Source organism: Paenibacillus motobuensis (assembly GCF_039521865.1).
Taxonomy (GTDB): Bacteria; Bacillota; Bacilli; order Paenibacillales; family Paenibacillaceae; genus Fontibacillus; species Fontibacillus motobuensis.
Genome location: NZ_BAAACX010000007.1, coordinates 264,476 through 287,980, shown reverse-complemented (window position 1 = coordinate 287,980; position 23,505 = coordinate 264,476). Strand labels below are relative to the sequence as shown.

Below are 23,505 nucleotides of genomic sequence, written 5' to 3'. Positions count from 1 at the left end.
AAATGACTAAGCTTTGCTCAAGGTAGAATGGATCAATTCGAGAAGATCTTCTATTGTAATTAATTTTGAAGGATCTAGAGTAGAATCATTAAACTCTATTCCAAACTCCTCCTCAATGGCAATAATTAATTCAACCATTTTCAACGAGTCGATACCTACTGATGATAATGTTTCTGTCTCGCTTAAATCATTAGTAACAACCGACATCCTTTTAATAACTTCTAATGTTCTCTGAAAAATTGCTTCATTCATGATATAAGTCCCCCTAAATTTTCTTTAACTTTTCTCATAATATTAATATCCATAATATAGAGTTCATCAATTTTTTCTTTTATATAGTTCAAATCTAGCTTTTTTCTTAGGCGTTGGTATTCGCACGTCGTATATAATTTTTTGATTTCAGTTATATATGATTCCATGAAATTACTGTCAATAAAATTACTAATAAATCGTTCAATTCTAATGCGACTTATTCGCAGAACACCAAGAAAATCTCTAATTTTAATAGTATGTTCATCCTCCAAAATCGTATCAATTGTATCAATAAGGTTAGATTTCTCCTCAAATGTTAAGTTCGTATAAAATTGTTTCAATATTTTATTTTCCTCTAAAGAGAAGGTATCACCAGTTATTCTATATTTGATTGTCTCCCCATTAAAAATCTGATGCAATTCAGACGTAGTGATATAAGATTCATCCCTTGGATTATCATTTAAATAGTAGTAGGTATTCTGGTTTTTTTGTCTGATTAAAACGTAATGGTCTTTTCTCCATGGATAAAAATTATATTTAGCATAAAAGTAATCTGAATTTATACCCAACAGAAAATCCCATTCTTTGTTCTCGAATATTTCTGTTAAATTTATGTTATCATTCCATTCAACTTCAATGAGATTATGTTCCTTCGCTACATCTTGAATTCGAGGAATTTTTTTTAAATAAGCATACTCAACCTCTTTGAATAAAAAATCATTGTATAATTCTTTATATGGAATATAGCTCAAATAATAAAGCAATGTTATATTAATTTTTTCTTTTTTAAGATACGCTAGTATATAACTTTCAACGCACGAAAACGACTGTAAATTATCTAAATCATCTCTTGTTATATTCTCAACTTCTGACATTGCTGATCTCCTTTAATACACTTAATTTATCCTCATAAAAAATCCAATCGATAAATTCAGTATTATGTGTGTAGACCTTTCGCTCAAGCGGCCAGTAGATTTCATTCAGGTAAGTTAGATTATCAGGTCTAATATTTTCAATTAAATTATTTAGTTCGCTAATGTCACAAATATAAGGAAATAGTTTCCTAGAATTTACAAATGTGAAATAACATTCTTTCTCTAATCCATATTCAAATATCTTTTTTTGTAAATTTTCAAAAAAAGTCGAATCAACAGTTTGTAAAACTGCATAAATATCACAATATTTATATAATTGAGTATCCCTATTTTCTTTAACCCAATCATAAATCGTGGCTTCTTTAAATAAATGTGCACATAAATGAATCAAGAAATCTTCTCTGCCTAAAGTAGACAGTTTTAAGTCATTATCAACTTCAAATAATATTGAGTTTTCTAACATATCATCTACTAGATTTGTATTATATTTCGCTTGAAAATCGAGTGAAATATTAATATCAACTATAACTGTACTTATTCCCTTTAAAGGATAATCTCTAAAGTAAGGAACTAACTCACCATAATTCATTCTAGCGAAAATCTTTTCTCTTCTTGTTGGCTCTACAAATCCAATTCCATCTCTATAAACCTTTTGAACAAAATTTGCTTGTTTCAAATCAACATCAATTTGATCTATACCACTTTGGGATATTAATATATCTATATCATTAGAGACACGCTGTCCTTTTTTATATATTTTAGGTATTAAATATGAACCTTTTAAAAAAGCATATTTATATGAACTATTATTAATCGCTGCTCCAATATCTTTAAGTATTAGATTCAAATCATCGTTTTTTAATTTGTTTATTTCAAATACTTCCGACAACATATCACGAAAATCAGTGTTAATTTTAGATAGCAACTGCGTTTCCATTAGTACACTGTAAACTATTCCTTCGAGTCGATTATGTTTAACAATTCTTGCTAAATAGTCCCAATCTGAAATTTCATCAATTGCATTTCTAAGAGACTCTTCGTTATAAGTATTGAAATTAATGCATTCTAAAATAAAAATTTGATAAGGTGACATTACCATTCTTCATCTTCCCCTCTAATTTACAATTTATTTTTTCATTGTTGTTTCTATTAAGTTAGTTGCTCTACTGAGTAAATTAAAATATTCTTCTTTTATTACAAGTAGCTGTTCTCGACATCTAATTAAATCACGACTAATATGTGTCATTGTGTATTTGCTTATTAATGAAAATAGAATTAATAATTTACTACTAACTCTATCAATTTGATTGAATATTTCTTGATCATTTGAAAAATAACCATTATCGATTAAATATTTGAAGCGAATTGTATGACTTTTAACATGCTGAGACATTAGTTTTATACTCCAAATACCTTGAGTAAAATCTGTTAGTGTTATGTTCTTCTCAAGAGTCTCTAATAATAACTCAAGTCCATTAAAAATCATCATTCCATTATAATATTTTCTTTTCTCCCCCCCCTCATAGTTAAATTCAATTTCAGAACCTCTTAGTTGTGTATAAAAATCGTGATAAATTTTTCGTAAATTGATTTCAGGTAAATTACTTCGAATTGAAAAAGATGAAAAGGGATGTCCGAAGGCAAATTGCCAATGAGTCGCCTCAAGTTCTTGAGTCCGAATGATGCTATCTTTAAGTGATAGACATATGTCATCGTAACTAATTTCATCGATATCATAATCTTTATTATTAATTAAACTATCATGAAAATAAAAAACCCTTTTGTCTGAATCATATCCATAAATTAGTGCTTCATGATACTCATGATTACATAAATAATCTGTTGTTTGTTTCACATAAAATCTATCCCAATGCACTAAGACGTATTCATTGTTGTTCAGTAAATTTACAATTGTTTGTACATTGTCATCAAACTTAAAATTATTTAACTCTGCTGCTTCATCATAAATGCTAAATACTTCATATGTATTATCCGTATCGTAACAATGAATATTAAAATTATCGTACATAACCTGAGGAATAAAATTGTTTATATACCATGGCATTGCACTTGAATTGGCCATTATCGCTATTAATCTATTCATATCCCGACACATACCTCCATATGGTATGTTCCTATTAATTGGTAAAATTTTAATCATATGTCCCTCACTTTCAATTTGATTATTTATACCAGGAAGATTGAAGATTAAACATATCAGAATATAATCCATTATTAGCAATTAATTGTTCGTGGTTCCCTTCTTCTGCTATGATACCGCTTTCTAATACATATATACGGTCAACACTTTTAGCCCAACCTAATCTATGAGAAATGAAAATAGCTGTTTTATCTTGGCAAATGTCTATTAATTTTTGATAAATTTTCATTTCAGAAATTGGATCAATAGCAGAAGTTGGTTCGTCAAAAATTATCAGATCAGCATCGTTATATAGCGCTCTTGCGATTGCCAATTTTTGCCATTGGCCTCCTGATAATTGTCTACCCCCCTCGTATATTTGTCCTAATTCAACATCCAATCCACCTAATTCATGAAATAAATCCATTAATTCGCACTTTTCTAAAATCTCCATTACTCTTTCATCGTCTATATTTTCATTTACATTTCCTAAAATAATATTTTCTCTTAAACTTAATTCGAATTTTATAAAGTTTTGAAATACAACAGATACTTTACCATTAGGATACTTACAATTATTCCAATCAATAAATCCCGAACTTGGTCTATACTGTCCTAAAATCAATTTAATTAAGGTTGACTTTCCTGCTCCATTCTCACCTACTATAGCTATCTTTTCCCCGGGTTTTATTGTCATATTAATATTTGATAATACGTATTTTTCAGATATAGAATATTTAAATGAAACGTTCGAAAAAGTTATAGGAATCAAAGATTGATAGTTTTTATTAATTTCGACTTTATTAGAATAGTTGTGACTAATTTCAAGAACTTCATTTAAATCGTATAATTTACTACTACTTATATATAGCCTGCTTAATGGCCATGTTAAGCTCATTATTTTATTTCCACATGATAACAAGGCTAAAAATAATACTGAAATTGTTCCAATTGTAACTGTGTTATTACCATCCAGCCTATTTAATAAAAAGATTAATACAATAAAGATTGTAGTGGTTTGAAGAAAAGCAACAATCGTTCCTATCTTTATTTCAAATTTTCTAGCACCATATCTTTTGTTATGCTGCTTACTCATCATATTTCCCCATAATTCAATAAAATAGTTAGTTGAGTTATATGTTTTCATTTCCCGTAAGGCATTATAATCTTCTAATGTTTTTGATAGATAGTCCCCCATTCTCCCATCAAATGTGATTTCTCTCCCAACCCTTCTCACTTTCACCTCTGTAATGAGCCGGATAGTCAGAGTACTTACGATCATGATTGAAATTATTAAGGTTATCAAATAGTAACCTGATGTCGCTGATAGCCAAATGATGCTAATAAGTGATGAAATAGTACCAACACTAGATACTAGGAAATTTGTGATACCATCTAAATCTTCACCAACAACACCCTTCGCCCTTTGTAACTTATCACCAAATTCTTTATTATCAAATCTTTCGAAATCAATGTTGTTTGCAACATCAATTATGTCTGACTGAAATGCCATTGTTACATTTGCATTCAGTTTATTCTTTATAATCATTGTTATACTAGAAAACAAATTCTGAACTCCATAAACTGATATATAAATTAAAACTGGTATAATAGCTGCTGCAAAAACTTGATTCCATGTAAATTCTCTTGATTCTACAGCCACTAAATTAATTAATGTAACTTGAGCTGAATATGAATAGAATGTTAAAAGACCACTGACTAAAGGAAAAAGAAATGTCAGAGAAAAAATCAATGGATTTTTCTTGAAAATTCTGAATATTATAAGAAAAATATTATATATGTTTTTCTTTAGCATAACCTTCTCCTTTCTTATAAATATAACGATGATTGAAGCGTATACATTTTTTCATACTTACCTTTTTTATCAATTAATTCTTGATGAGTTCCGCATTCTACTATTTCACCATTTTCAAATAGATATATCCTATCCACGAATTTTGCCATATAGAGTCTGTGTGTAACGATAATTGATGTCTTCTTATCTCCTAACTTTACAAAGGTTTCAAATGCCTTTTGCTCAGAATATGGATCTAGTGCAGCAGTGGGCTCATCAAAAATGGTTAAATTACCTTCATTTAGGTAAGCCCTCGCAAGTGCAAGTTTCTGCCATTGCCCTCCAGATAAATCATTTCCACCAAATTGAGGACCTAAAAGAGTATCAAGGTTTGTAGCAAACTGATCTGCCTCCGCTTTTTCCAAAACAATTTTTAAATTTGAATCTTCATTAATTTTTTCAATATTCCCTAGGGCAATATTTTCACGAATTGGTCTATATAATTTAATGAAATCCTGGAAAACAACCCTGATATTTCCCACTCTATTATTTACAACAATTCCATTATCAACCCATTCAACAATACCTTTTGTTGGATTATACAATCCTAAAATTAGCTTGACTAAAGTTGTCTTACCTGAACCATTATCTCCTACAAAGGCAATTCTCTCGCCAGAATTAATAGTTAAATTGATATTTTTAAGTGTCTCGCTAGAATTGCTATTGTAACGAAAAGATAAATTATTAACTTGCACTTGAATAGAATTATTATTGCGGATGGAAGAATTGCCGTCCAAAGTTTCTGGTTCTTTAAGCATCATATAAGACATGTACTCTTTATATCTCATTCGACTAACAGCTAATTCTGAAAAGTTTTTAATTATAGAGGGAATTAATATAAATAGCTGATTAATGATTTGAAATAGTATAACGAATAATCCAGCGCTTTTGCTACTTCCTCCTAGTACAACTACTAGAACTGTTATAGTTACACCATTTAACAAAGTATTTATTATGTTCTGGGATAAATTAACACTTTCGAATAATATTACTTTTTTTTGCATTTGTTTAAAATTTTTAAAAAATATATTCTTTAATTTATTGTATAAAAAGTGATGCATTCCATAAGTTCTTACCTCCTGAATTGTGCTTCTACTTACAAGTATTTCTACAAGATAATTTATTACGCGTACAGAAGACGTCTGATTCTGAGTTATATTTTCAACTTTCCTGGAAGCCCATTTTATAATGTATAATTGTAAAATCAAAACGAAACAAACTATTATGACCAAGTAATAAAAACCATAATATGATAAAACTACAATTATTGTAATTAGTGTTAAAAGATTGACTATAAATCCTGTCCACTGATCCAGTAAACCAAATAATGATAAGCGTTTAGCCATCTCTCTTTTTGTTTTGATTAAGGGATCTTCAATATCTGCTAGAGCCAATCTTGATGTTTTCATTAAAATACTGTTTTCCAACTCGAAAATGCTAGTTATTGTGAGATTTGTTGAGGAAATAGCTTTCAAAGAGCTATTAGTACTACCAATGTACAAAAACAACATAAGTAATATCACTGCACTCAATATATATTGATAGGAGTAGTCGTTATTATTCTGAATAATATCAACTACATGTTTCGTAGCAAATAATTCAGAAAATAATATCGGAGCAGTTAGAAAGCTAGTAGTACAAAATACTATAAAATTCCTTTTATCTTTATGATAGAAAAGTTTTAAGAGATAGAAAATGTCCGACATTCTCCCTCCCCTTCCTTATATAGCTCTTATTTTTATTTCTGAAATAAATGGCTCAATAATATAATGGTACTTTGTATAAAGAGCATTATAGTTACTATTATCTCCACCTAAATTTCCATGGAAGTCAGTTCCAAATGTACAGTATAAGTTTTTATCACGACAAATTTGAATGAGCTCTTCAGTAAATTTGACATCTTGTGCCGGATTAATACATTCCAATCCATCAATTATTGATATAAGATCGTTGAGCAACAGTTTATACATCACAGGATGGGCCAGTATTGCTATACCATTACTAGAATGTATTAATCTGATTATTTCTTCAATTGGATAATGACCTATTGGCCAGTCAGACGCATTGGACCTAATTCTCTTGACAGCACTGATAATTGTCTGATGTTCAATATATTTAACAATGGAATCTGATGGGTAATTTGGAAAGTACCCTAGAACATGAACCGACTGGTTTTTATATATTGTTGATAACTCGACACCAAATACATACTCAATGCCGAATTTGTCACATAGTGACTTTGCTTCTAATTGAGATTTGAACGTATCATGATCTGTAATTGCAATGGTCTTTCCGGAATTACCAACAAAAATTTCAATGGTTTCTTGTACAGAGAGTAAGCCATCAGAGCAATTGGTATGTTGATGTAAATCGATCAATTCCTCACTTCCTTGCCATCTTTTTTGGGAAATTTAGTAGAGGGGTCTCATATCTCACATCTGTTTTTACTTGAAGCTGACAAGTCTCAAGATAATTTTTCTTCATCAAAATCTATATGATTAGCAATACGCTTCAATTTAGAATTTAAGTATCTTTTGTTATCCTCATTTTCAAAACCATGTATTGGTATTACGTCATTTACAATAATTCCTTTTTTCTTAAAGCATCTTAATTTATCAGGATTATTACTAAGCAATGTTATCCCCTTTTCTGCTCTAAAATACTTTATTATGGATATTGCTTCATCATATGTTCTTTCATCATCTTCAAAATCAAGGATATTATTGGCTTCATACGTGTCAAAACCAAGTTCCTGTAACGTATTAGCTATGGCTTTAGCATATAGTCCAATCCCTCTACCTTCATGATTATCCATATAAACAATAGCACCCGAAGTACTATTAACAATATGCTCTAATGAATGATTTAATTGTGGGCCACAATCACACCTGGTAGAGCCAAAAACATCACCTGTTAAACAACATGAATGAATCCTGACCAAAGCATTATGAGAATTTTCAAAATCTCCGTAAGTAAGAATAGAATTATAGTTTTGATCTGCCCCGTTATTTTTTAGTTCTTTTAATAGTTCCTGAAAGCTCATGCTATAATCTTTCACTTTCCATACGTACCAATTAAAAACATACCTTTTGGAATTTAAATTTATCGGAAAATTCACTGGACCAAATAAATGTATAAATTGAGTATCTTCCCTCACTACTGTATATTTTTTTTCAAGTTCATCATGTATTGTTATGATATTAGTTTTAATCCCTACATTCATGACCCATATCCCTCACCTTATTTTTATTATGCTTAAGTATACCGACTATATATCCCGTAAAAACAACACTCCATTGGAATATAGAAAACAACATATACGTTAAGCTTTCATTTCTGGTATATACAATGGGTGGTGTATACCTTTTCAGTTTGTATAATAGATTGTGTTCTGGATCTCTCCATAAACGAAATCCATATCCAAGTCCATATCCATACCAAGTTTTTATTATTTTTTTTAATTTTGCATCGGCTTGATTTTGACAATATAAAATTGCATTTGACGCATGATATATTTCAAAATCATATTGTTTTTTTAATCGCTGGCTTAAAATAAAATCATCTTGACTATCAAGATTATCATGAGACCAACCACCTGCATTTTGCAGGAAATTTTTATCAATGATTAAATTAGGTGTAAAAGTTTCATCTTTAAAAAAAAGCTCATCGCATAATGTTCGATAAATAGAATTGTTTTTTGAAAGCCAGGTAGTATCTGAAACGTATATATTTTTACCTCGAATAACTTTCTGATTCGAGATCTTAAATATCTCTTTTACATAGTCAGGATGAATTTTACAATCACTGTCGACAAATGCTACCATTTTCGCTGTGGATTTCCTCAATCCTTCATCCTTCCGCTGACATCTAGAAAATCCAGGCATAATAAATAATTTTATATTTTTATGCCCATTTACTATTGAGTCTATTAATTCCTTATTGTTATCATTTAGTGATTTAAATAATATGAGTAATTCAGTTTCTTTTGAATAATCCATAACTAAATAACTTTTGATAAAATTACATAAATCATTAATATCTCTTTCTATTGAGGTAACAACAATTGATAATTTGGGTTCCATATGTATCCCCTTTGCGCTTGAACTACTTAATATGCTGTTGTTGGAGTTAAATGATGTGGAGTCGAAATTTCCTTTGCTTGTAGCCATAAAGCATAATCTAACTGTAATGGACTAACATTTATATTGAAGTTTCTCAATTCCTCGCATAATAATTTCATGGATTCAACTGTATTTAACCTAATATTAAACTCATAATCACTATCTTTAGAAATTAGAGTTTCCGAATCTACCATATCCTCTAGTTCTTTAGAGTACTTTAAAATACCAATATGCCTCAACACTTTCGGAAGTTGATAATCCGCAAGACAGCTTAATTTATCGATATCCCTAATTTTCGATTCTTTCCCTAATCTTCCATGCAACATGGCAACAAATAGTTGGGCACGTTTATTAAACTTTACGTTTCGCTGCTCATCTCTCCACATCGGAAATTGTTCTGTTATTATGTCTACAATTGTAGGCGCATGCCATTCAGCTTTTTCACAAATCTTCAGTGCACTACCCGAAAAGTTATTGAGTAGTACCCTTCCAGCCTCAGAGAGTGAGTTTATTCTTTCTGAACTCATAGGAAGATCTAAAAGCCCAGGCTGGTTTTCATTTATTTTATTTAGAGCTAGGTATTGTGGTTTAATTAGATTCTTGTTATCTTTCAAGAAAGCCCACATTGCTGCTGAACCGGTAAATTTTCCGTATATAAATCTTTGTCGAGCTGAGCTGTACCAAAATCTATAATTAATGGAGTTCCCAATAAAAAAAAATAGGGCTATTTCTTCAATATTATTACTATCCAAATAGAATTCATCTTTCCATTGATGAAATTTGTGATTAATCTCAGATAATTTCCCGGCAAAAAAATTAATCCTTTCCTCGACAATCTTTATCTCCATAAAATTTAAGACTCCTTATTAAGAGAGATCAATATCATCTAAATAAAATAGAACTCTTTCAATTATCTCTTCTGGGGATTTTTGTTTTAGAATTGTTTCTGGTAGTTGAATACCTTTACGATGTGCTGACGGAATTACCAAATGATTTAGAAAAACTATATTGTCAAGTTTTTGAAATTCTTCTTCAAAGGGCATAGCACCTATTATATCGATAAGTATAGGTTCACCTGAAAAGGATGAAACCATTACATTGTGATCAGTTGGATCAGTATGGCAAATCCCCTTTTTATGAAGCTTAAGTATAAGGTTCCCTATTTTCCTGAAAACTGATACTAATTCTTTCTTATCGCACAAATCAATATAATCTGTAGTGTAAGAGAGTGGACCTAACAACCACTTTTCTTTCTTAGCATTGAGTAGTTTACCATCAATATATTCAACAACCACTGTACATGAGCACATGTCTATGATCTTCAACAAATTTGGATCGTTTAATTGTTGAATTCCCTTTAATATCTCACCTCTTTTAACAACGTTATCTCTATTTACTGTAACTCCAAAGTCATGTATTTCAGCATCCCAACTTTGAGCTAATCGCTCCAAATATAAAACATCCTTAAATCGAAGGCCTTTATTATGCCTTTTACTAAATCCAGCAAAGCAAATTTCATCAGGTTGGTCATTAATTTTATTGAGCACACAATCCGAGGCACAATATTGAAAACAAGTCTTCCCTTCATTCCCAATTGTAAAATTCATTAACTACACCCCACTATTAAAACAACTTTTTGGGAGTAAACTTTTTGGTACAAACCAATGATATATAAACACAATTCAAAATAATGATTATTTCGACTCATTAAACACGGATAGTTCGTAGAGTGAATATCCAAAAATAGTAGCTCTACTTATACAGGTTACACGGACATATCTACCAATAAGGTCCAAATCCTCTAAAATAAATACTCCTGGCTCTCCTGATACTTCCTCATAGATCAAATTCCAGTCCTCTAAATTATCCGAGAACTCTATTCGGTACTTGCTTGGATATGCTCCTTCCCAATGAAGCCGTATTTGGGTGATTGTTTTGCTAAGTCCAAGATCTACATATATCCACTGTTCGTCTTGATAGTCAGTGCTCCACCGCGTATTTGGATCATTATCCACAACATGAATACAGTCGAAATCACTGTTTTCTATGGAAGATGCTTTCACTGGCTTATGCAATGCCAAGTTACCACTTGTTATTACATCTAATGTACTTGCTTCAACTTTAACGCCGTCACTTATCTGCCCTATATGATTTCTCGCCTTTACTGTTACACAGTAATTTTTTGAGGGATCTAGATTTCCTAAGGTATACTGTAATGAGGAAGTAGAATCTACAAGAGTGTTATTTAGCCATATATCATAGTAAATCTGTTCGTATTCTCTTTGTTTATCCTCCCACTCCAACCACAAACTAGTGTCTGTGGCATGGATGACTTTACAATGAGTTGGGGGGTGTAATTCTGATTGTAACCGCTTTCTCTTTATCCCTGTAAGCAGTTCATTTTGCAACTCTCTAAGGGCATCTTCCTCTAGCCCTTGGATCGTTGTACATCGTTGTTGAAAGTCAGCGATATCAAATTTATGAGGAGTAAATGAGCTCTTCATCAAATAATTTTTTATATTCTCAGTTGATTTTGAGATTTTTAGCATCTGTTCAACGTTTCTATCTGAATAGGATGTATACTTCAAGAACATTGAAGTTAACAACCTTGAAAGAGAAATCACACCGAAAGCTTGTACAGACCGATTCAACCAAATTTCAAATTCCAACTCATTGTAAGCCCTTACAACACTTTCATAGAAAGAAGAATCACGCCTTATGGAGAGAATACTTTCCTTAAAAAGCTGTTTTATAGGATCAATCGCATTTTGATAATGAACTCCAGCCTCAAAGGTGAAACGCGACACAATTTTCGTATCTCCGGAAATATGGTCAAACCCTTTTTGAATTATGTGCTCCGTATAGGTCTGTTCAAAAGGATAATCAACCACTTTAAATTTTCCTTCATCATATGATGTCAATGTTAAGGAATGCTCACCTTCTAGATCACTATTCGTAAATTCCATATGGGGAATCCATTTATTTTTCACCCATATGTAAATTTCAGAATCATTTTCTAGACATTCGATGATATATGACCTCGCCTGCTGATAGTTTTCAAAGGTCCGGTCAACCAACTTTATACCTAACTCTTTATTCTCAATCTTAATTTTCCAAGGATAGCTCCAGCCGTTCTCCCCATTCACTATAATTTCTTGGTAAACACGCGAGGTTAGTTCATAGGCATCATGAAAAAGAAGTTCAATAGGAACTTTTTTGCTTATTTGCCTTAAAACCTGGGATTCACGACAGTGCATGTAGCTATGAAATAAAGGATTTGAGATTAAAAGCAATACTTTCCCCTCTTTTCTTCTAACTAACTTCATGAATTCTATAAATCAAAGGCCCTATTTATATTAAAAAACGAGAGACTTCCTTGATTGAATAATAGGAAGATTAAGCCGTGACGATTCCAGTACATTCATAAAATTGATTCAATTATCAGCTTGAGTTACATAATTAGGCATTAATTGTTGAATAATGGTGCTTTATATAACTTTTCTTTAATAGTACATGTAAATCCAATTAAGGTATATATCACAAATCAATTGAATTTTATACTTAACAACGATAGATTCATGTAAAAACTTTAAGTAGTATCTAAGTGGACCATAATCGTTTGAGTGGTAGATGCTTCCTCAAATCAACTTTTATATATAAAGAGTAAAGGACCTGGCGTTTCCGCCAGATCCTTTACTCATTCCCATCCCGAAGTACCAATTAATACAAGAAACCCATATACAATAACTGCGATTAAAATAGCGCCCCAAGCTGTATTATTAGTCGTAACTTCCCCACGTTGTATTCTCTTTAATAATCGGACTGTGTTCACGTAAAGTACCGCTGCAAGGACTGGCAAGCCAAATACGATGAGTCCTTCAACGATTGTATCACCTCGCTTATATCATAGCGCTCATTGGATCACGCTTCAACGGATTCTCCACAATCCAGCTGCGCTCCTCATTGTATAGATAGGCACGATGCACAAGAACACGAATCTCCTGCCCGATCTCAAGTGTCTCCTTTTCCAGCGAGCGGAAGGTCGTCAATACATTTCCTCCCACTTCAACGTCAACCAGCCATTCGCTTCCACGGAAATGTACATGCTTCACGACTCCAACAGAAGTAGCAGACAGTAAGGCAAAATCCCGCTCGCTGCCAATCTCGATATATTCCGGACGGATTAAGGCCTTTGCTTGTGAACCCAATACCTCCGTCTCGAAGCCTCTAAGCTCACACGGGTTATCAACCAGGGTTGATTGTCCGATAAAGGAGGCGACAAACGGTGTCCGCGGCTCCCGATAGATGTCCCATGGTGACCCTTTCTGCTCCAGTCGGCCTTCGCTAATGATCATAATCTCATCCGCAACCTCAATCGCCTCATCCTGATCATGCGTGACGAAGATTGACGTAATGCCAACACGTTCGATCAACTCCCGCAGCCAGGACCTTAGCTCTTGGCGGATCTTCGCGTCAATCGCAGCGAAGGGCTCATCAAGCAGCAGAAGCTGCGGCTCCGGTGCAAGCGCCCTGGCGAAGGCGACTCTTTGGCGTTGGCCGCCGGAGAGCTGATGCGGATAACGGCCCTCGAACCCTTTAAGCCCAGTTAGCTCTACAAGCTCCATCACCCGCTCTTTTATCGCACTCTTGACCACTTTTTTGACCTGGAGTCCGAAGGCGATATTATCGAACACCGTCATATGCTTGAACAGCGCATAGCTCTGGAATACGAAGCCGATTCCGCGCTCCTGTGGTGCAAGCTCATTCACGCGCTGTCCATGGAACAGAATCTCCCCTGAATCCGGCTGCTCCAGCCCAGCCAGCATGCGAAGAATCGAGGTCTTGCCCCCTCCGCTCGGTCCGAGCAATCCAATCAACTGCCCTTTTTCAATATCAAAGCTCACGTCTTTCACGGCATGGAAATTGCCAAAATGCTTATCTAGATTTCGCACTTCTATATGCATCGGAAGAGGCCACATCCTTTCATCAATTCCGGCAGCAGATGATTGAGTAAGACCGCCAGCTATGTAAGATTAACATTCCATAATTTCATATGCAATTACTTGGTTTTTTTCTTATTAAACACTTTATCAAACCGTCTAACCTCAGTCAACCAAATATTTCTAGTCCCCACAGCGTACTAAAAAGCCGTAACAATAGCTTAAGGCAATAATATGGTGGAACAGCTTCCACCATGTGGTATAATTCACTAAAGGATTATTGTCCTAGGCTAACGGAAATAGTGGACGCTATTAGAGAAAAATGCGACTTTTAAAAACCTAACGGAAAAGAACAATCTTATAAACAAGAAATTCTTCGAAAAAGGGCTGTTAACCAGCAATAGAGGATCTCATTTCCGTTACAATTTCAACATGATCATCATTTGCAAAATAGCGACTGTGGCTTCCGTTAGAGTTATCTAACGTAAAGGAGCATAGCAATGAACGAGAATGTAGTGAATGAGGTTATCCAAAAGCCCAGAAAATCCAGGGCAAAGAAAATTATAATCATCATTGCTGTAGTATTGATTGTACTGTTTATCGCCTTACTTATATTTATCCCCTATTCGATCATGCCAATGTTTCTGGGACAGCGATATGAGCAACAACAGTTCAATTCTCTAGACTATGGCATTCCATCAGAGCGAATCACCCTGGTAACAGATGATTCTCTTCATCTCGCAGCGTGGCGTACCCGAGCCGAAGACTCTAGAGGCACTATTATTATTTTATCTGGAATACAAAACCCTTCTGTTACTGCCTTTTTTGGGTATGCGAAAATGTTTGCCGACCATGGCTGGGATTCTCTGCTGATTGAAATGCGCGCCCGAGGCGAAAGTGAAGGGAAAGAAATCGGCCTGGGGATGACCGAATGGCGGGATGTAAAGGCCGGAGTCGACTTCCTTAGAGCAGATAAAGAAGTAAGAGACCTGCCCGTTGTCGCATTGGGGACATCCATGGGAGGCAGCACAGTGATCAACGCCGCAAAAGAGCTGCCGGAAGTGAATGGTGTTATATCGATCTCTGCATTTTCTTCATGGGCGGATGCGTTCGTCTCCAATATGGAGATGTCCGGGATGCCCAAGGCGATAGGTATTATGGATATTCCTTTTATTAATACATATCTTGGATTCCACTTTGGCTTCGATGCTCTGAAATATTCTCCCGAGAAGAGTATCACAAAATTAGGGGAGCGCCCGATCCTAATGATGCATTCGACAGGGGACACACAAATCCCCTACGAACATTTCGAGAAGCTGCTTAATAAGGCCAAGAAACATCATATAGACGTAACGACCTTTATCCGTCAAGGCAACGAACATTTTGTCTGTTATGAACAATACTCAGAGGCCCCCTCTCAAGACACTGAGTTTAGCCAAGCCATTCTCGATTTTTTAGCTGTTAAATTCCCTTAGCAACTGTTTTTAGTGATACATGTGTTCTAAGACGCATTAAAAGGGCCTGTATTCCTTATCGGGAATTCCAGGCCCTATATTCTTTGAAATAAGCATACATGTATGAAATAACTCCAAGAATATATAACAATCGCATCATTACCCTATTTAATTAATGCAATACAGAAGTACAGCGATGATAGTGTAAATGGATAAAGTCCTGATGGAAAACAAAAACGCCCTATGACGTTAAACGGTAAATGCTCTGACTTAACATTTTGACATGGCCGATTGCAGCGGGCATGATTTCATCAAAGGTAAGACGGTCCTGGATGTAGAACGAAATAAACCCGTGTATTCCCAAAAACATACTTAGCGGAAAGGAAGGATTCTGCTGTAGCGGATGCTGCTCTTCCTTCAAGAAACGCTGCACAATGGTCTTGAACTTATCGAAGCACTTGGACTGTTCTGTACGACAATAGGACAATATCTCTTCATCGCGAAGCATGAACATAATCTCGTATTGATGCGGATGGTCGAGACCAAATTTAATGAACTCCAGCATCAGTTCTTCGGTCTTCGTGAGTCCATCCACCATCGGGCGTTTTGTCACCTGCTCACAGAGCAGGGTCAAATGATTGAAGTCCTGTACCACAATCGCATAGAACAGCTCCGCCTTCTCTTTGAAATGATAATAAAGTGAACCGTGGCTGTATCCCAAATGCTGCCCAATGCTCCGCATGGAAATACCCCGATAACCTTTCGTAATGAACAAATGTCTCGCGGCATCCATAATTCTTTCCCTTGATAATTCCTGCTCTACTGCTCTTCTTGCCATAGGCATTATTCCCCTTCAATAAAATAGACCTTGTCACCCGCCATCATCTCTGCTTGCCCTTGAGTCATATCCGTCATCCAGCCTACAAATTGCTCCGCCTCGTCTGCGAGCGGTAAACAGTGCAATGTGACTTTATCAGTAAATTCGGTCTGCCCCATGCGGATTCCACGATTGTGAAGCTCGTTCTCTGCTTTGCCAAGCCAAGTATAATCAAGCTCGACGAGGACTTCCTGATGCAGTACTCGAGTAATCGCCTCTCCCGCTTCAATCGCTGCTACGGCACCATCTGTATAAGCTCGGATCAGGCCGCCCGCCCCAAGCAGAATACCGCCAAAATAACGGGTTACGACGATCGCTACATTTTTTAAATTCTGATTCTTAATCACTTCCAGTATCGGCTTGCCTGCCGTTCCGCTCGGTTCCCCGTCATCGGATTGCTTCTGGATCTCATCTCTCTCGCCGATCATATAAGCCGAACAATTATGGGTAGCGTTCCAATGCTTCTTCTTGATCTCTTCAATAAAAGCGACCGCATCCTCCTCGCTCTCTACCGGCTTGATATGGCCAATAAACCGAGATTTGCGAATGACGATTTCCTTTTCGCCTGCTTGCCTAACTGTTCTGTAACGTTCCAACATTGATATCCTCATCCTTATGAATGTGCCAAAAAGCAGCCCATCCGGTTTTCCCGAAAAGAACTGCTTTCTGGCGTTTTGTCCTCTGGTGATTGAACTAAGTCGTAATATTATTCGGACAGTCTTGCTTCCAGAGCTGCTTTTTCTTTCTCATAGCCCGGCTTGCCAAGAAGCGCGAACATATTTTTCTTATAAGCTTCAACGCCTGGCTGATCGAATGGATTTACGCCTGACAGGTAACCGCTGATGCCGCAAGCTTTTTCAAAGAAGTATACGAGGTATCCGAAAGAATATGGAGTCATATCCGGTACATTAACGACCAGGTTAGGTACTTGACCATCCGTATGTGCGAGCAAGGTTCCTTGGAAGGCCTTCTTATTCACGAAGTCCATCGTCTTGCCTGCGAGGAAGTTCAATCCATCAAGATCGTCCGGATCGGATTCGATCGTAATATGACTTGGTACATCAGTCACTTGAATAACCGTCTCAAAAATGTTGCGGTTGCCCTCTTGAATGAATTGACCCATGGAGTGCAGATCTGTAGAGAAATCGACAGCCGCTGGGAAGATGCCTTTATAATCTTTACCTTCGCTCTCGCCGTAGAGCTGCTTCCACCACTCGGATACGTAGTGCAGGGACGGTTCGTAGTTGACGAGAATTTCGGTTACTTTGCCTTTGCGATACAATGCATTACGCACTGCGGCGTATTGGTAGCTCTCATTCTCGGCTACGTTCGGATTGCTGTATTCCTTCGCTGCGTCAGCTGCACCTTGCATCATCGCATCGATGTCGATGCCAGCAACGGCAATCGGAAGCAAGCCAACCGGAGTAAGCACGGAGTAACGACCACCTACATCGTCCGGAATGACGAAGGATTCATAGCCTTCTTCGTTCGAGAGCTTCTTGAGAGCACCCTTCTCGCGATCTGTTGTTGCGTAGATGCGCTTGCGAGCTTCTTCCTTGCCGTATTTCTTCTCCAGTGCTGCGCGGAAAATACGGAAAGCAATCGCCGGCTCTGTCGTCGTACCGGATTTGGAGATGACGTTCACGGAGAATTCCTTGCCATCGATCAGGTCAAGCAAGTGATTTATATAAGTGGAGCTGATATTGTTACCTGCAAAATAGATTTCAGGAGTTTTGCGTTTATCTTTTGGAAGTAGGTTGTAGAACGAATGCGACAAAGATTCAATCGCAGCGCGTGCGCCGAGATAAGAACCGCCGATGCCGATTACGATCAATACTTCGGAATCATTTTGAATTTTGGCAGCCGCCTTCTTAATGCGGGCAAATTCCTCTTTGTCATACTCGGTAGGCAGGTTAATCCAGCCAAGATAGTCGGAGCCTGCACCTGTACCCTTATGTAGCTGCTCATGAGCAAGACGAATGGGTTCAGCAAAATAATCAATCTCATGCTGTCCTACGAATTCCAGAGCGTTACTGTAATCAAACGTTACTTTTTTACTCATCTGAAACAAACCTCCATCTATATATTTATCGCACTGCCTATCCACAAGAGGTAATGATAGTCATTAGTCCTCTTAAATAAAAGTGACAACCTCTTAAATAGAAGTTCAAAAAGATCGATTCTCAGCACCGAGAAGGTTGGATAAAGCTAAGGCTTGAGGATGGGGCATACCTACCTTTGCATCGCGGTCGCTCAGCCTTGAATGAATTCGCTCGGTTTTCTTATCAAAAGCGGGCTTTTTGAACAACTACTAAAAGAACTTAAAAATAGGATACTGTAAAACCTGTATGAACACAAGGGCACAATATGCACCCTTCCCTGCCAAACATGTTAAAATACAAATATGTTTGCAGATACTTAAAAAGAGGTGGACAATCATGAAAAGAATAGGATTTATCGGCCTGGGTACGATGGGCGCGCCAATGGCTGCAAACTTGCTGAAAGCAGGCTATGAAGTCACAGTGTACAATCGTACTGCTTCAAAGTGCTCTCCTCTCGTTAGTCAAGGTGCTAAGCAGGCCGCATCTCCTAAGGAAGCGGCGGCATCCACCGATATCGTCATTACAATGGTAAGCAATGACCAATCGATAGAAGCCGTATACGACGGATCCGAGGGTGTTCTCTCCGGGCTTAAGTCCGGCGCAATCGTGATCGATTGCAGCACGATCTCCCCTTCACTTGTGAAGCAGACTGCGGCGAAGGTTCAAGAGCGGGGAGGAAGCTTCCTTGACGCTCCTGTAACCGGAAGCTCTCCAGCCGCTATTGACGGGACGCTCGTCTTCATGATAGGAGGTCATGCGGACATCCTGGAGAAATGCCGCGGCCTCTTCGAAGTTATGGGCAAGAAGATCCTGTACATGGGACCCAACGGCAGCGGTGCCGTAGCCAAAATCGCCCATAATGCGATCGTGGGCATCAATAACCTGGCACTTGCCGAAGGTTTTGCCATCGCCGCAAAATCAGGTTTGCCTGTGGACAGCTTCCTCGAACTGGTGCAGCTAGGTTCAGCAGGAAGCAAAGCAGCCGAACTCAAAGGCCGTAAAATCATCGAGCATGATTTCTCGAACCAGTTCTCGCTCGCTCTTATGCTGAAAGATTTGAAGCTAGCCTCGTCCCTTACGGACAATTCGGGAATTCCCGCTCCCATGTTAAACTTGGCCAAGAGTCTGTTTCAAGCTGGCCAGACCGAAGGTTATGGTGATGAGGACTTATCCTCCGTTGTAAAAATTTACGAGGCCTGGATCGGCCAGAAGATCGGTGATAAGCAGTCCTGATCCATCTCTCCTTCGATTTCTGCCCAATCATCATTGTCAAAAAGGCAGGTTCAGCGTTAGCTGTTCCTGCCTTTCATTTATTTACTTGTTCTCACAAGCCGCCGATCCATAAGAGCAGCAATAGTCGGTTACACTATGAATTTTCACCTTGAACGAGGATTGGGCAGGAACAGAAAATGTTCCCCGGCCACTAATTTCTCGCCACAAAGTCTCTCCAGAGAGAAGGAACTCCATCTCACCGGAAATGACATCGATGACCTCCATAGAATCCGTCTGGAATTCATATTCCCCGGGAAGCATGATGCCAAGCGTGATTTTACTGCCGTCATGAAGCCATGCGGTACGACTCGTTACCCGGCCGTCAAAGTAAATGTTGGCTGCCTTCTCAACTGTTACATTTCTCCACTCCTGCGTCACACTTCCCGCTCCCCTCGCAGAACCCGCTGCTTGCGCTTTATTTCAATTGTTCCTTCACATGCTTCACTACGTTCTCTACGGTGTAGCCATATTCAGCCATAACCTTATCGCCAGGCGCGGATGCACCAAAGGTATCAATGCCGATGATCGAGCCTTGCTCGCCTACATAACGTTCCCAACCGAATGGATGCGCCATTTCCACAGCGACGCGAGCTTTGACCTCAGGCAGAATAACCGAGTCTTTATAAGCCTTGTCTTGCTTATCGAACAGATCCCAGCTTGGCAAACTGATGACACGTACATGAATGCCTTCTTCTGCAAGAGCCGCTTGAGCCTTCACAGCCAGCTGCACTTCAGAGCCTGTTGCAATAATTTGCGCCACGGGCTTGCCGTCCTTCGCATCGGATACGACATAGCCGCCGCGTTTGATGCCTTCACGAGCAAGCTCAGCACTCTTCTCCAAAATTGGCAGGTTCTGACGAGTCAGGACAAGTGCTACAGGGTTTTCCTTGTTCTCCAGTGCGTATGCCCAAGCAGCGGAGGTCTCATTACCGTCAGCCGGGCGGATTACAGTCAGACCTGGAATGATACGCAAGGAAGCCAATTGTTCAATCGGTTCATGCGTTGGTCCGTCTTCCCCAACCGCAATGCTGTCATGAGTGAGTACGTAAGTTACCGGCAATTTCATCAAAGCTGCCAGACGTACAGCAGGACGGAGATAATCTGTAAATACGAAGAAAGTACCACCAAACACTTTCAACCCGCTATGCAGCATAATCCCGTTCATCGCTGCTGCCATACCGAACTCGCGTACACCGAAATACAAATTGCGTCCGCCACGGGTATCTGGTGTATACATATCAATGCCGTCCAGGTGAGTCATCGTCGAGCTCTCGAGGTCAGCGGAGCCGCCAAGCAGTTGCGGTACACGGTTTACAAGTCCATTCAGGGCTTTACCGGAAGCAACGCGTGTAGAAATCGCTTTGTCCTCAGCGCTATATTTAGGAAGGTCAGCATCCCAGCCCTCAGGCAGGTCTCCAGCTACAGCCTTTTCAAATTGATCTGCCAGCTCAGGATATTGCGCCTTGTATTTAGCAAAAGCTGCATCCCATGCTTTATTAGCTTGAATTCCGTGCTCCTTCACTTTGGCGAAATGCTCGCGCACCTCTTCAGGAACATAAAAGTCCTCTTCATATACCCATTTATAGAATTCCTTCGTCAGTTTCGCTTCTTCAGTACCAAGCGGGGAACCGTGCGTACCGCCGTGGCCGCCTTTACCTTGCTTGTTCGGGCTGCCGTAGCCGATGACCGTCTTCACTTCGATCAGGGTAGGGCGCTCCGTATCGGCCTTCGCTTCTTCAATCGCTGCCGCCAGCGCATCAAGATCGTTGCCGTCTTTAACGAGCAGCGTCTGCCAGCCATAAGCCTCAAACCGTTGTCTTACATTCTCTGAGAAGCTAAGGTTCAATTTGCCATCCAGCGAAATATCGTTGGAATCGTACAGGAAGATCAGCTTGCCCAGCTTCAAATGGCCTGCCAGGGAAGCAGACTCGCTAGCTACGCCTTCCATTAAGTCGCCATCGCCACAGATGCCGTAAGTATAGTGATCGATAACTTTGAAATCATCCTTGTTGTAGGTTGCAGCCAATTGAGTCTCAGCCATTGCCATGCCGACAGCCATCGAGATCCCTTGACCAAGCGGTCCGGTTGTAGCATCAACACCAGCTGTGTGCCCCCATTCCGGGTGACCAGGCGTTTTGCTTCCCCATTGACGGAATTGCTTAAGATCCTCAAGAGAAAGATCATATCCGCTTAAATGAAGCAAGCTATAGAGCAGCATGGAGCCGTGACCTGCGGACAGCACAAAGCGGTCGCGGTTCACCCAAGTCGGGTTCTCCGGGTTATGATTCATCGTCTTCGCGAACAATTGATACCCCATTGGCGCGGAGCCCATTGGCATCCCCGGATGACCGGATTTCGCTTTTTCGATCGCATCGATCGCAAGCGTACGGATCGTCGTAATCGACAGATTTTCAATCGTATTGTTGTTGTCTGACACTGGCATTTTGTTTCCTCCTTAGTTAATGAAGAGATATAACTGACAGTTGGACGTACCTTTTCTCACAAAACATTCAATTTGAAAAAATCATTTCGACTTTATTCATTATATCACTTCCAGCACACCTTTTCCATACCATTATTGCCATTCCTTGAGCAAGGAATTACGCAAATCGCACAAGAAAAGAATCCTGTATTTCGCAAGGCTTCCGTGCACAAATCAAACTTTGCTCCGTATGTACCTAGCTAGTATTAAGCAAGCTCCTACTAATCCATTAACTCATGTTGCTCAAAGAGAAATCGCCTCCATATCAATACGAGATCAATATGAGGAGAGGAGTAACTATAATACAACGATGCAGATCACCGCTCCCTCGAGATCGAGGATGTTTGGATCGATCGGGTTGGCGATATGCATACGAAACTACTAATCGTTATTTTACACAAATAGCGCCCCTGCTAATTTTAACGAAACTGGGTATCGCTATTCGCTCAAAAATAAGGCCAAACCGTTGATTTTTGTTCCAATAGCGATATGGTGTTTCGTTAGATTTATTTTGCCCCCATTTTAAGCAATATAACGTTCCATAGTTTCGTTAGCGGTAGGATACAGAAGCTCCAATAGGGAAATATCCGCATTTTTCGCCACCAGTACCAATGATGCTTGCAAAGTACATGAGACAAAAAACAGTCCGAATTAACTCCTGACGTAACAGTATTAGCAAGCTCCGACGCAGGCATTGAATCTGAAGCTATCGTCGTGCTTATCGAGCGGTCAAAAATGACCGTTAGAACGAAAAAAACAATTTTGCTCTTCCATCGGACACTTTTGACCATTAAAAGCAAAATTACGATTTTACGCAGCATATTCTCCTTGTAGTGGACATCGTTGTCCGTTACAGAAATAGTTTGCCAAACTATCAAAGCTAACGGTCAATTATGTCCAAGTGTCAAGTGATTGGGCTAAATGCAAAAGGACGGTCTCCAAGCCGGAAAATCGGCTTGGAAACCGTCCTTGTTGTCCGCTGCGGCGAGCATCCAGCCGCAGCCCTAGCGCTTGCCGCGCTGCTTGGCTGCAAGCAGCCGGCCAAGCGCGTCCCCCGCTGGCGCGGCTTCGCCTGCGCCAGCCTGCGGCCTCCCGGCCTCCTCCACAGGAGGAGAGGCCGGAGCCGCCTCTGCCC

Annotated in this window: 21 protein-coding genes; 2 read left to right on the top strand and 19 right to left on the bottom strand. The window is 38.3% G+C overall.

Features of this window, described 5'->3' with window-relative positions; genetic code table 11:
• Positions 1-6: 6 nt before the first annotated feature.
• The 13 genes from ABD014_RS06510 to ABD014_RS06450 all read right to left on the bottom strand — a co-directional run bounded on the left by ABD014_RS06510 (position 7) and on the right by ABD014_RS06450 (position 14,207).
• Positions 7-252 carry a phosphopantetheine-binding protein gene (locus tag ABD014_RS06510; protein WP_343858947.1) on the bottom strand — a complete coding sequence of 82 codons (246 nt, stop codon included), beginning with the start codon at positions 250-252 and terminating at the stop codon, positions 7-9.
• Entirely contained in the window at positions 249-1,127 is an 879-nt protein-coding gene (locus ABD014_RS06505) for a hypothetical protein (protein ID WP_343858945.1), read from the bottom strand. The genes ABD014_RS06510 and ABD014_RS06505 overlap by 4 nt, the downstream gene beginning before the upstream one ends.
• Positions 1,114-2,226: a nucleotidyltransferase family protein gene (locus tag ABD014_RS06500; protein ID WP_343858943.1), complete on the bottom strand. Its 1,113-nt coding sequence runs from the start codon at positions 2,224-2,226 to the stop codon at positions 1,114-1,116. The genes ABD014_RS06505 and ABD014_RS06500 overlap by 14 nt, the downstream gene beginning before the upstream one ends.
• Before the next feature lie 27 nt (positions 2,227-2,253).
• Positions 2,254-3,231: a hypothetical protein gene (locus ABD014_RS06495; protein WP_343858940.1), complete on the bottom strand. Its 978-nt coding sequence runs from the start codon at positions 3,229-3,231 to the stop codon at positions 2,254-2,256.
• A gap of 79 nt (positions 3,232-3,310) precedes the next feature.
• Complete coding sequence (locus ABD014_RS06490) at positions 3,311-5,083, bottom strand: ABC transporter ATP-binding protein (RefSeq protein ID WP_343858937.1); 1,773 nt, start codon at positions 5,081-5,083, stop codon at positions 3,311-3,313.
• A gap of 14 nt (positions 5,084-5,097) precedes the next feature.
• Positions 5,098-6,828: an ABC transporter ATP-binding protein gene (locus ABD014_RS06485; protein WP_343858935.1), complete on the bottom strand. Its 1,731-nt coding sequence runs from the start codon at positions 6,826-6,828 to the stop codon at positions 5,098-5,100.
• 15 nt (positions 6,829-6,843) lie between these two features.
• Positions 6,844-7,500 carry a PHP domain-containing protein gene (locus ABD014_RS06480; RefSeq protein ID WP_343858933.1) on the bottom strand — a complete coding sequence of 219 codons (657 nt, stop codon included), beginning with the start codon at positions 7,498-7,500 and terminating at the stop codon, positions 6,844-6,846.
• 86 nt (positions 7,501-7,586) lie between these two features.
• Positions 7,587-8,345: a GTP cyclohydrolase II gene (locus tag ABD014_RS06475; RefSeq protein WP_343858930.1), complete on the bottom strand. Its 759-nt coding sequence runs from the start codon at positions 8,343-8,345 to the stop codon at positions 7,587-7,589.
• Complete coding sequence (locus ABD014_RS06470) at positions 8,329-9,204, bottom strand: glycosyltransferase family 2 protein (RefSeq protein WP_343858928.1); 876 nt, start codon at positions 9,202-9,204, stop codon at positions 8,329-8,331. The genes ABD014_RS06475 and ABD014_RS06470 overlap by 17 nt, the downstream gene beginning before the upstream one ends.
• Before the next feature lie 26 nt (positions 9,205-9,230).
• Positions 9,231-10,091, bottom strand: coding sequence for a queuosine salvage family protein (locus tag ABD014_RS06465; RefSeq protein WP_343858925.1), 861 nt, complete (start codon positions 10,089-10,091; stop codon positions 9,231-9,233).
• 18 nt (positions 10,092-10,109) lie between these two features.
• Complete coding sequence (locus ABD014_RS06460; protein WP_343858922.1) at positions 10,110-10,850, bottom strand: BUD32 family EKC/KEOPS complex subunit; 741 nt, start codon at positions 10,848-10,850, stop codon at positions 10,110-10,112.
• Positions 10,851-10,937: 87 nt separating this feature from the next.
• The gene (locus tag ABD014_RS06455; protein ID WP_343858920.1) at positions 10,938-12,536 is read right to left on the bottom strand and encodes a discoidin domain-containing protein; all 1,599 of its coding nucleotides are present in this window, start codon (positions 12,534-12,536) and stop codon (positions 10,938-10,940) included.
• A 606-nt stretch (positions 12,537-13,142) separates the two neighbouring features.
• Positions 13,143-14,207 (bottom strand): sulfate/molybdate ABC transporter ATP-binding protein, encoded by a 1,065-nt coding sequence (locus ABD014_RS06450; RefSeq protein ID WP_343858917.1) that lies wholly within the window; start codon positions 14,205-14,207, stop codon positions 13,143-13,145.
• A 476-nt stretch (positions 14,208-14,683) separates the two neighbouring features.
• On the opposite strand from ABD014_RS06450, the gene ABD014_RS06445 reads away from it, so the two are divergent.
• Entirely contained in the window at positions 14,684-15,658 is a 975-nt protein-coding gene (locus ABD014_RS06445; protein ID WP_343858914.1) for an alpha/beta hydrolase, read from the top strand.
• A 220-nt stretch (positions 15,659-15,878) separates the two neighbouring features.
• Here the strand turns inward: ABD014_RS06445 and ABD014_RS06440 are convergent, their stop codons facing one another.
• The 3 genes from ABD014_RS06440 to ABD014_RS06430 form a co-directional block, all read right to left on the bottom strand.
• Positions 15,879-16,475 (bottom strand): TetR/AcrR family transcriptional regulator, encoded by a 597-nt coding sequence (locus tag ABD014_RS06440; RefSeq protein ID WP_343858911.1) that lies wholly within the window; start codon positions 16,473-16,475, stop codon positions 15,879-15,881.
• Between the two features lie 5 nt (positions 16,476-16,480).
• Positions 16,481-17,113, bottom strand: a complete 633-nt coding sequence (locus ABD014_RS06435) for a YigZ family protein (protein WP_343858909.1) — start codon at positions 17,111-17,113, stop codon at positions 16,481-16,483.
• A gap of 107 nt (positions 17,114-17,220) precedes the next feature.
• Positions 17,221-18,576: a glucose-6-phosphate isomerase gene (locus tag ABD014_RS06430; protein WP_343858907.1), complete on the bottom strand. Its 1,356-nt coding sequence runs from the start codon at positions 18,574-18,576 to the stop codon at positions 17,221-17,223.
• Between the two features lie 376 nt (positions 18,577-18,952).
• Between ABD014_RS06430 and ABD014_RS06425 the strand changes: the two genes are divergently transcribed.
• The gene (locus tag ABD014_RS06425) at positions 18,953-19,849 is read left to right on the top strand and encodes an NAD(P)-dependent oxidoreductase (RefSeq protein WP_343858905.1); all 897 of its coding nucleotides are present in this window, start codon (positions 18,953-18,955) and stop codon (positions 19,847-19,849) included.
• Positions 19,850-19,930: 81 nt separating this feature from the next.
• Here the strand turns inward: ABD014_RS06425 and ppnP are convergent, their stop codons facing one another.
• The 3 genes from ppnP to ABD014_RS06410 all read right to left on the bottom strand — a co-directional run.
• A complete protein-coding gene (gene ppnP, locus ABD014_RS06420) occupies positions 19,931-20,266 on the bottom strand; it encodes a pyrimidine/purine nucleoside phosphorylase (protein ID WP_343858903.1) in 336 nt (111 codons plus the stop codon).
• Between the two features lie 37 nt (positions 20,267-20,303).
• Positions 20,304-22,331 (bottom strand): transketolase, encoded by a 2,028-nt coding sequence (gene tkt / locus ABD014_RS06415; protein WP_343858901.1) that lies wholly within the window; start codon positions 22,329-22,331, stop codon positions 20,304-20,306.
• Positions 22,332-23,261: 930 nt separating this feature from the next.
• Positions 23,262-23,505, bottom strand: a 244-nt coding sequence (locus ABD014_RS06410; RefSeq protein WP_343858899.1) for a hypothetical protein, incomplete at its 5' end; no start/stop codon positions are given.